The sequence below is a fragment of the Porphyromonas levii DSM 23370 genome (assembly GCF_000379925.1).
GTDB lineage: Bacteria > Bacteroidota > Bacteroidia > Bacteroidales > Porphyromonadaceae > Porphyromonas_A > Porphyromonas_A levii.
Genome location: NZ_KB904296.1, coordinates 1 through 10,747 on the forward strand (window position 1 = coordinate 1; position 10,747 = coordinate 10,747).

Consider the following 10,747-nt stretch of genomic DNA (forward strand, 5'->3'; position numbering starts at 1 on the left):
AGAGGCAGAACTCAAGGAGATGCACCGACGTAATGAGGTAGAGGGGACTTTCGGAACCGTGAAGATGCGCTACGGAGCTGCTAGGATAAGGACACGACTTCCAGAGACAACGGAGGTAGCAGTCGCTATGTCTTTCTTAGCGAAAAATGTGATAACGTTCCTCAGGGAACTTATCCGCATTATTTTGTCGCTCCTATTTCCTTCGTTTTTTTTCTCCAAAATTACAAATCGTTCGCCAATATCCTGCATGCGTCTCAATTCTTCAAAAAACACATCCCCTAATTCAGCAAGCTCTATCTACTCGTGGCAGGATGTCAGCATCAGCCTAGACCGTATGAATGAAATTCATACCGAAGAGAATGAGGAGAATAGTGACCGCCATGTCACCAGCTTTGCACCAGACAACTTGGACATCAAGGTGGAGAACCTCTCCTTTAAGTACGACCTCTACAGCCCCATTCCTATCCTAGACAACCTCAATCTCACCATTCCCAATGGCAAGGTGACAGCCATTGTGGGAGCTAGTGGAAGTGGGAAAACCACTTTGATCAAGCTACTACTGGGCTACTATTCACCGCTTGAGGGCGAGATAAAGGTCTCAGGAACCAACTTAGAGGAGTACAACCTCAGCTGGTGGCGAAGTCACTGCGGAGCTGTGATGCAGGAGGGGTATCTCTTCAGTGACACCATCGCGCGGAATATCGCCATAAGCGATGACGCCCCAGATATTGAGCGGATTCGAGCGGCCGCTCGTACGGCTAACATCGCAGAACATATCGAGAGCCTTCCCCTTGCCTACAACACGATGATCGGTCAGGATGGGCAAGGGATTAGCCAAGGACAAAGACAGCGAATACTCATTGCTCGGATGGTCTATAAAGACCCTACATTTGTCTTCCTAGATGAAGCCACCAATGCGCTTGATGCCAATAACGAGCGAGCTATTACTGAGAAACTAGAGGACTTCTACAAAGGGAAAACCGTTGTAGTCGTAGCTCACCGCTTATCCACCGTACGTAATGCCGACCAAATCGTAGTACTGGACGAGGGGAAGATTGTAGAAGTGGGCAACCACGAGAGCCTGACGGTCCTCCGAGGCAAGTACTACGAACTCGTCAAGAACCAATTGGAACTAGGCAACTGATATGAAGCAACAAGAAAGAAGCTACGAACTGAGGAGCGAAAAGGTACGCAGCATCGTGGGGCAGATCCCTCCCGCACTGGTTAGATACGGCACCATAATCCTCTTTGCAGTATTGCTAGTCCTATTTGGCATCGCCTACTTTATGCCCTACAAGCAGGTCTATTCTGGCACCATCACCTTTTACGACGTGTCGGAGCCTACTACGCCAGCCTATATCACTTTCGGCAACGATAAAGCTCTGACCAAAATTGCCGAGCCTACTCCTCTCACCATCCACCTCGATGCACAAGACATTACAGTACAATTGCGGAGCATAGAGAATAGACGAGATACCCTCAATCGCTATCCCGCAATCATTGAAGTAAGTATGGTGGCTCAAGACAAATCTGACCTACAAAATACCACATTCGACTTCACCCTAGTAGAGCATCGTACCAACTTACTTGACCATCTTATCCCAGTATTCAAGCAATAATTATAGATTATTGTGGTGTATATAAGCACTATTCTATCGCCCCAAACCACATAATCACACTTCAATATCAAGAGGTAGCCTACACCACGAACGGTGCGGAGCCTGGCTTTGCGATCGAATGAGAGGGCTTTGCGGAGAGTAGAGATGGCTGTGTAGAGACTTATAGGTCAAAAGTATTGGTGATATCCCGTGAGGAGCATAATAGAGCTCCCCGAACTCTCTAGTTTTATTGTGACTGAGAACTATTCTCATCATAAGGACAAGTTGCCATCAAGGAGACAGATCAATGAAGAGAGTACTTCTATACTTAAAGAGGAACAAAGGCACATTGATTATTCTTTTGTCATAGCAGCAAGGTACTCAAATCATTTTAATCCAAACCTACTGAATCTAAAGATTATTTCACGTGAAAATTTCGTTTAGATTCGATAGGTGATGTATAAAATAATTTCCCTATATTTATGGGGACAGTCGTTTTTTATTGCGTTGATGGATCTAAGATGTACTTTAGGGGCAGAAGTATGTGTATCTGTAGCAGTCTCTATTGGTATAACCAAAGATTCCCCCAAGGTATAACTAACGATAGACCTAAGGTATAACCAACGATTGGGCCAAGGTATAACTGGAGCAAAACATAAGGTATAATCAGCGCAAAAAAAACGACAGATCCCATTTGTGGGGTAATAACACCAACCAATTAAATGTATTACGAATTATGAAGGAGATGTTAACAACAACTGAGCTATCAATAGTAATTGGGGGCAACGATAGCTCAAGTAAGGAGAAAAAAGGAACCTATGTAAATAGGGCTTTATTTCTTGTCTGCTTTCTCCTCTTACATCATTCAATATTTGCCCAAGAAGGACTCAGGGTGCCTGCTTCTAAAAACTTTCTAGGGATAGTTGTCGAACATCCGAACGACCTCCCTCTGCCTGGAGTACTCATCCAAGGCATCGTGGGAAATGATACTGTGCTGACTACTACAGACCATCAAGGACGATTTAACTTTCTCTTGCCAGATTCAGATAGCATAATAGTTGCTGGTTATTACTTCGGGAATCAGTTATTCGAGCGATATATTAATCAATGGGACACAAGTGCTGCTACTACTTTCAAGGTCGATATCTCTAAACAACTGCCAGAGGTGGTGGTAAAAGGTATGATGAAGATCGTACACCGTGGCTTTAATAGAGACACGATACAAGTAGAGGGGATCGAGATTTTCAAAAATAGTAACGTGAGTGGCATCCTTGATATGACTCCTGGGGTTGTAGGTAGGAGTGGAAGCTATACCTACCATCAGAAGCCTATCGTAGGAATCCGCTATGGAGAGCGGGGGAAGCTACGCCCCCTATCCGATGAAGTACTCAAAGAATTAGAGGGGCTATATGCTCACGAGCTTAGGAACCTTGAGTTTCGGCAATCCTCTCTCTACAAAGGGGGTGTTGCTTATGAAATGATTGTCCACTTCCGACCTATTACTGGATATTCTATTACGCCGACTATCATTTTAGAGCATACCAAGGAGTGGAATACTACAGACTTTTTATCGGTACGCTTGAATACGCAGCGTCTTCGGAATAATTTATTTCTCTCGTATAACAATAGAGATATTTGGTCATCTTCAAATACAAAGTATACTATTGAAGGGGTGTCTCCTATAGAGATTGACATTAAAAATCAACCTAGCACACACGTTCTCAACATTATGAATAGTACTGAATATGACATTTCCGAGCGTTTCCTCTTGGGTGTGAATGTAGAGCACTATTATAATGCGAGTCATAATGATGTATTCTCTCAAGAAAATCAAATCCCTGTGAAGTACAGAGAAAATCGTAGATATAACGCACTTATGCTTTCTTCTTATATTGATTATGTGATAGGACAGAAGCACAAGATTCATTGGGAGGGGAGCTTTAATCGGATGACTCAGTATTCAAGTAAAAGGAGAGAATCAACGGACTTGTATCACAATTATAGCACCACTTACTCCCCCAATACATCGCTATTCTATACCTACGAAAATAGTGACATAGGACTAACTATTGAAAGCAAAACTGCTGTGGGGTGGCTTAGACTTCTGGAAAGAGTGGATGAAACTCCCCTAGATGTGCTAAAGGAGATGACCATTACACAAGGCATATCTGCAACTAAGCGACTCGGTAAGTCTTGGAGTGTCGGGGTAGGATTGAATGCAGAATATATCCATCGGGAGGGAGCGAGTAGAAATCTACTATGGTTTCCTAATGCAATAATCAAGTACCAAGATGGACAATGGTTATTCGCAGCTGAATTCTCCTCCTTCATTAGGCATCCTCTCTCTACATTGCTTGGAAGCACTCAAAGTACGATTGCGACCAACATCTATGAGAAGGGAAATAAGGCACTGCGAGCAGAGAAGGTCTATGAGATAAAGGTAGATATGGGTTGGAATGATTGGTTTTTGAGCTTATCCAAAAACCTTAGGAATGACATCCAAGCAATGATTCCTAGTATTAGTGAGGAGCAAAGTTTGTTATTCAGACCAGAAAACATAGGAAGCAGAGATGTATATGATATTAGCATCGGGTATTTCTTTAGGTCACAACACTTTGGGGCAAAGCCTTTTTTAAAGTATCGGTTTGGCAAGTTTTCCCCTGTGATTCCGCTAGGGGAAAAGCTTAAACAAGGCTTTGTGGAAATAAGTACCCCAGTGTGGTTCAATTATGAGAGTCACTACTTCACAATAGCACCAGTATATGTGGGCAAATACAGAAATATATTTGATGTTGTGGAGCCTATGTTTACAATAGATGCAGAGTACTCTTTTAGGTTGTTGCAAGATCGTCTGTTGGTTAAGCTTTTTGCAAGTGACATATTCAATAGCAATAATGAGGTTCTTCTATCAAATGTGAATGGAGTCCGAACAGATCGGAGGCTATTGAAAGGGTATCAAAGTTTCGGCGTTTCCTTCACCTACAATTTTAGAAGCGACAAAGTGACAAGAGAAAAAGGTTGGATACGAAACAACAATACAAGACACTGATAATATTTCAAACAGCGAGATGCGATGGATTGCGGACCAGCGTGCTTGGCTATGGTGGTCAAGCACTATGCCCGCCATCCAGATCTGGAGCAAATCCGTGAGGATTGTGCTCTGGGTAAGGAGGGGGTATCTTTGCTGGGGATTAGTAAGGCAGCAGAGAAGCGGGGACTGCACTCGCTAGGTGGGCGCATCACTTTTGAGGCACTAGCGAATGAAGCTCCGCTCTCCTGCATCGATTACTGGAATCATTGAAGTAAGTATGGTGGCTCAAATGAAATCTGACCTACAAAATAGCACTATTCTATCGACCCCAACCACATAATCACACTTCAATATCCAAGCGGTAGCCTACACCACGAACGGTGCGGAGCCTGACTTTGCGATCGAATGAGAGGGCTTTGCGGAGAGTGGAGATGGCTGTGTAGAGACTTGAGGTAGAGCTGATAGATGAGTTAGCACCCCATATCTTTGTGATTAACTGCTCAGAAGTTACCTCTTTACCAATATTATCTAGGAGAGTCCTCAGAATAGTTGTGGGTATCGGACTGATAGAAATGGCTTCACCATTTGGATAAAAGATTAATCCTCTTGAAAAAGACACTTTGAGTGTTGAAAGTGCTACTAAGTCATCATAAGAGTACTCAGGTGCGCGATAGTGCTCTTCCTTCCTTTTATTGAGGTGTAAATTAATGTATGCCTCGAGGAGGTTTGCCGTGAGAGGCTTGCCTACAAAAGCCTGCGCTCCAGCAAGGATACCGCGCTCTCTAGTCTCTGCGTCCGTCCTAGAAGAGATTAAAATCACAGGAAGTGTAGGGTATAGTTTTATCACTTCTTGGCAGAGCTCAATTCCACTCTTCTTTCCGAGCCCTAAGTCGATATCCATAAAGACCAAGTCGGGCTTAAAAGTGCTTAAGGCATTGGCCAGCCCCACGCCATTATTCATATACATAATTTCATAGCCCTGAGTTTTCAGCTGTTCACTCATCTCGGCTCCAAAGTATAGAGTATCATCTACGAGTAGTATCTTTGTCTTATTCATATTTTATAGGTATATCAATTGTAAATCTACTTCCTCCCTCAATTTTCTCATAGAGGAGACAGCCCCCCAATGCTTTCATGATACGTATAGCGGTGATTAGACCCACACCATGTCCCTTGACCACACCACCTATCGTCTCTATATTGTTTTTCTCAGAGAAGCAGACCTTCTTTTTGGGGATTGGAAGTCCTCCTCCATTGTCTGAGATGGAGATAAGGAGCTTTTCCTCTTTCTTCACGACATCTATTGTTATGTTAGGGCTTTCCCCCGAGTACCGAACCGCATTGTCCATCAGGATGCGCAGCAGCATAGTCGTATGCTCCAGCGGTAGGCAGTAACTTTTGTCAGCATCCATATTGATGAGGAAAGTAGGCGAAATCGTAGTGTAGGTAGAAATAAGTTCGTCCTCTATCTGCTCTATCGTATCCACCAAATAGCCCTCCTCAAAGTCACTTTCTTTGCAGGATGTAAGCTTAGGGATTGTCAGTAATTCATCTACTTTTATAACCAGACGATCTACTTGCAGATTGCCCTCATTAATTTGGTTTGCTAGCTCTATCTCTTTTTCAGCCATTGTGAGGTGGATGCGCTCCAGTAGGGCTTTGGTATAGGTAAGAGGGGTTTTGAGGTCATGGACTAGGCCAAAGAAATATTGCTCATTGACATTTTGGTAATACTGTACCCTTTTTATTTGTTGGATAAGTCTCACAAAGCTAATACCAATTATTATCGTAATTAAAAGAATAAAGAAGAGAAGCAATATTAGCCCCTTTTGCTCAGGAAGCATATTAGAGCACCCCCACATCTTGATGATATGGCTATCACTATCTATGACGATAGGATATTCACTATAAAAGTTGTAGTGTCCCAAGTCTTTGCTTCCACTAGTTCTTGTTAGTTCTTGCTTATCTATTCTACTCCCCTCAATAGACACCGTAAGTGATGTGATATTTAGGTTAGCACCATTTACCAGTAATGAGTCTGTAAAAGAAGAGAGAAATTTAGGGTCTTCAATAATTGCATGTGTAATCATCAGCATTTCTAATCCATCACTTAATTTGGTGTCAAGCGTAGCAACTTTAAAACCAACAGGAATAGAATCGCTGTCTATAGGCTTAAGAGCAAAACTGGGATATTCAGAATTGGTCATTTTCGCAAGAAATTTTTCTTGCCCGTATTTTTTAGCAGAATTGATTAGGAGTTGATCAATCTTCTTCTGAATAGTATTTTGAGTCATATGGTATTCATTAGCAATCCTATACCCTTCGAAAACTATAAGGGACAGCATTGCTATACAAGCCAGGAGTATATTTCGTTGTATTGCTATTTTAGAGGACATATTTCATATTATTTATATGATAACAGTTATAATAGACCAACCCACAAATGTAAGCAAACCATTCCAATTTCAACCTACTGAATCTAAAGATGTTTATTGCTTAAATAATCGTTTAGATTCGATAGGGGAATTCTTAAATAATCTCTCTATGTTTGTGGAGTAATAACATCTACTAATTTTATATTAGCATTATGAAAGAGATATTATCAACAACTGAGCTATCAATAGTAACTGGAGGCAATGGAAACTCTAGTGCAGAGGAAAAAGGAATGGTTGTCATCATCAATGGGAAAAAATACATCCTTTTGCCAAATGGGGTAGTAATTCCATTAGAGGAATATTAAATGCAGAAATGAATATTTCCTGTGTGAGAGAAAGTCTACGTTGGTATAGTTTACTCATGAACACCTTGGTGGGATTAAACAATTAGGACAGAATTTGGGCGTTTTTCTGTGCAAATAATGGAAAAACTATAGTGTAATACAACTTTATGAAAGTGAATGAATAGGCATATTAGATGAATACAAAGACTATATTAGTTTCAGGTATATAAGAGATACTGATAGAACTTACTACTGAAATTACAAATAGGAAAAAATATCTACAGAGCTCGTAGAGTAGAGGTTGGTACGCCTCGAAAGCGGAGGACGTGTCCTCCACCTTTTTGCAACGGCTGATATTCTGATCAAATAGTAGCCACCGCAACGTGGGTAACTTGCCACGGTACTAAAATAACAGTAGGATACCCCTATTGTGATTAATTTAATAAATAATTGTGTTATGATAGAGACTAAGAATTTTAATGCACTCAATAACAAGGAGTTGTCGGAAATAAACGGTGGCTCATGGTTAGGAGATGCAATTGACTGGATTGGAGAAAAACTTTCCGATCTTTGGGAGTGGATGAAAGACCATGATCTTGGCGATGGGCGTACCGGTGGGAAATTTCCTATTTGATGAAAGATTGAAAGGTGATTTTCATTCCCAAACACATCATTGATTAAGATCCTGGAGGTGTTCACAGGGCTAGGTTCAAAACACCGGCACATTAGCGTAAGCAAAGTCCGGAAATTTCATCCCATACGTCTGGAATTGCATATCCAAATGGCGTAAGGTTTTATTTCCCCTTTTGTGGACACCTCCTATTATAAACTTAGTTATCAACAAAAAATGAAAAAGATTTACCTCTCCCTCTTTCTCGTATTGAGCGTCGTTACACAGATACAAGCACAAGAGAAAATCACGATTACAGTATCTGACACTTCTGGAAATAGTTTGCCTTATCCAGAAGTCAAGATAGGTAAGGATTTTCACCGTGCGGGAACCATAAATGGCACGATAGAAGTGCCTCTTGATCTCTTTACCCCGAATGATTCATTAACCTTGAAATATATTGGATACAAAACTGTACAACTCTTATTAGATCCCCTTACTATTTCTAAGGGTGTAATCACTCTAAATCTCGAGGAAGAATCCTATTTTTTAGATCCTATTATAGTTAGCCCGAGTGAGTTTTCTTCAGATATGTATTTTAAAAAAAAGAAAAAGTGGTTACTTCTACCCTGTCGGAAATATTTCTTTGACATGGACTTTACATATAATAAAAGCGATTCAAAAGATCATTACACGGGGCACATGTCAGGCATTTCCGATGCCTATATCACGTATATGGATAGCACAAGCCTAGTGACATCAGAAGAAATGCCAGATACTTGTGAAATACTAAAAATAGGGAAACGAGCTACTGAAATAAACTACCTCGTAGCACGCGCTTTTTGTCACCAATCTGAGCGCAAGAATTTTTTCTGTACATATATGGGGAAAACAGATAATTCAGAGGTTTGGGAATTTTCTATCCGAAAACAACAAAAAATGCCTTGGGAATTAAGGAAAGATGATGAGCTCAGGTGTATTGTAACTCTCGACAACGATGGTTTTATCACTAAAATTAAAACACATTTCACCTCATCAAAGGATAATGTTGTTTCCTATCTACTATACACTGACTTTGGTCGCTATGACAATCAATTAATACCAATAGAGACAAAATTAGACATCATTCCGAGTGTTAGCAATAAAGAAATAGAAGCCATAACCTACACTTTGAGATATTGCAATATTAGAAAAGAATAATGAGGCTTTCGGTTTATTATTCAATTTCTTATTGTGATATTATGAAAGTTTTCATCAGCCTACAGTCTATCATTTTTCCAGTGAATGGTAATATGCTCACCCTTGAATTAGTGTGGAACTTATCTTTCGTAAAGAAAGGTCAGTGCGTTATGAACAGTCTCAATAACCAGCATGCATGTAACAGTAATGGTCAAAGTCCCAAAGTAGTATATGAAAGTGCTTAAGCAGAAGGATGCGATGGACTGTGGACCAGCGTGCTTGGCTATGGTGGTCAAGCACTATGGTCGCCATCCAGATTTAGAGCAAATCCGAGAGGATTGTGCCTTAGGGAAGGATGGGGTGTCTTTATTGGGGATTAGTAAGGCGGCGGAGAAGAGGGGTTTACACTCGTTAGGTGGTCGTGTTACTTTTGAGATGCTCGCTGCTGAAGCTCAGATGCCTTGCATTGCCCATTGGAATCAGAATCATTTTGTAGTTGTTTATAAGGTCAAGAGACTTCGTAAGGGTAATTATAGGGTCTATGTAGCAGACCCTGGGAAAGGGTTGCTCACTTACACCAAGGAGGAGTTTTGCGAGCATTGGGTCAGCACCAAAACCAATGGTGAGGAGAAGGGCATTGTCCTACTCTTAGAGCCAACTGACGAGTTTTACAGCCAAGAAGTGACTGAGGGTGGAAAGCTGGAGAAAGGCAATCGCCTCATCTTTCTATGGAGCTATGTCAAGAAGTATCGTAGGTACTTTGGTCAGATAATATTGGGGCTGCTGCTGGGGTCGCTGATACAGCTTGTTTTCCCATTCCTTACCCAAGCGATAGTTGATACGGGTATCGGGGGGCGAGACATTGGGTTTATCTGGCTAGTGCTTTTGGCTCAGCTGATGCTACTCTTTAGCCGTACGGCGATCAGCTTTATCCGCTCCAAGCTCCTACTGCATATCTCCACAAGGATCAATATCTCGCTGATTAGCGACTTCTTCATCAAGCTGATGAAGCTCCCGATGAAGTTTTTTGACACTAAGTTGCTGGGCGACTTATTGCAGAGGATTGAAGACCACAGGAGAGTAGAGCAGTTCTTGACCTCCAATAGCCTCAATCTGCTCTTCTCCTTCTTCACCTTCGTCATCTTTAGTATCGTGCTGGCCTATTATAGCTGGCTGATATTTGGAGTATTCGCCATCGTCACTCTGCTCTATGCTGGGTGGATTACTCTATTCCTCAAGAAGCGGAGAGCCCTTGACTACAAGTACTTTGAGCAAGCAGGTCGCAATCGCAATGTCACCTACCAGCTCATCAATGGTATGCAGGAGATCAAGCTACAAGGGTGCGAGCAACGGAAACGCTGGGAGTGGGAGGATGTGCAGGCAGACCTCTTTAAGGTCAATCTCCAGAGCCTCAATCTCCAGCAAGTACAACAGGCTGGAAGTATTACCATCAACGAAGTGAAGAACATCTTGATTACTGTACTTGCCGCAACAGCTGTGATACAGGGCAATATGACGCTCGGTATGATGCTGGCGGTGCAGTACATTATCGGTCAGCTCAATAGTCCTGTGGAGCAACTCATACAATTCATCTACTCGTGGCAGGATGT

General features: G+C 41.9%; 9 protein-coding genes and 1 pseudogene. 8 read left to right on the top strand and 2 right to left on the bottom strand.

The window, feature by feature from the left end:
• The 4 genes and pseudogenes from A3GG_RS12310 to A3GG_RS0109875 form a co-directional block, all read left to right on the top strand.
• Window positions 1-1,144 (top strand): ATP-binding cassette domain-containing protein (locus tag A3GG_RS12310; RefSeq protein WP_018359130.1); only part of this gene is annotated, 1,144 nt, incomplete at its 5' end.
• A 1-nt stretch (window position 1,145) separates the two neighbouring features.
• Complete coding sequence (locus A3GG_RS0109865; RefSeq protein WP_018359131.1) at window positions 1,146-1,619, top strand: hypothetical protein; 474 nt, start codon at window positions 1,146-1,148, stop codon at window positions 1,617-1,619.
• A gap of 715 nt (window positions 1,620-2,334) precedes the next feature.
• Window positions 2,335-4,647, top strand: a complete 2,313-nt coding sequence (locus A3GG_RS0109870) for a porin family protein (RefSeq protein ID WP_018359132.1) — start codon at window positions 2,335-2,337, stop codon at window positions 4,645-4,647.
• 18 nt (window positions 4,648-4,665) lie between these two features.
• Window positions 4,666-4,899, top strand: a pseudogene (locus A3GG_RS0109875) (cysteine peptidase family C39 domain-containing protein); the annotation flags it as partial.
• A gap of 70 nt (window positions 4,900-4,969) precedes the next feature.
• Here A3GG_RS0109875 and A3GG_RS0109880 read toward each other — a convergent pair.
• Both A3GG_RS0109880 and A3GG_RS0109885 read right to left on the bottom strand, forming a co-directional pair.
• The gene (locus tag A3GG_RS0109880; RefSeq protein ID WP_018359134.1) at window positions 4,970-5,686 is read right to left on the bottom strand and encodes a response regulator transcription factor; all 717 of its coding nucleotides are present in this window, start codon (window positions 5,684-5,686) and stop codon (window positions 4,970-4,972) included.
• Complete coding sequence (locus tag A3GG_RS0109885; protein WP_169333164.1) at window positions 5,679-6,725, bottom strand: sensor histidine kinase; 1,047 nt, start codon at window positions 6,723-6,725, stop codon at window positions 5,679-5,681. The genes A3GG_RS0109880 and A3GG_RS0109885 overlap by 8 nt, the downstream gene beginning before the upstream one ends.
• 491 nt (window positions 6,726-7,216) lie before the next feature.
• On the opposite strand from A3GG_RS0109885, the gene A3GG_RS13485 reads away from it, so the two are divergent.
• From A3GG_RS13485 to A3GG_RS0109910, 4 genes are all read left to right on the top strand, one after another.
• A complete protein-coding gene (locus A3GG_RS13485) occupies window positions 7,217-7,369 on the top strand; it encodes a hypothetical protein (protein ID WP_018359136.1) in 153 nt (50 codons plus the stop codon).
• Window positions 7,370-7,805: 436 nt separating this feature from the next.
• On the top strand, window positions 7,806-7,982 hold the full coding sequence (locus A3GG_RS13180) for a bacteriocin (RefSeq protein WP_018359137.1): 177 nt from the start codon (window positions 7,806-7,808) through the stop codon (window positions 7,980-7,982).
• Between the two features lie 213 nt (window positions 7,983-8,195).
• A complete protein-coding gene (locus A3GG_RS0109900; protein ID WP_018359138.1) occupies window positions 8,196-9,158 on the top strand; it encodes a hypothetical protein in 963 nt (320 codons plus the stop codon).
• Between the two features lie 210 nt (window positions 9,159-9,368).
• A partial coding sequence (locus A3GG_RS0109910) for an ABC transporter transmembrane domain-containing protein (protein ID WP_018359140.1) occupies window positions 9,369-10,747 on the top strand: 1,379 nt, incomplete at its 3' end.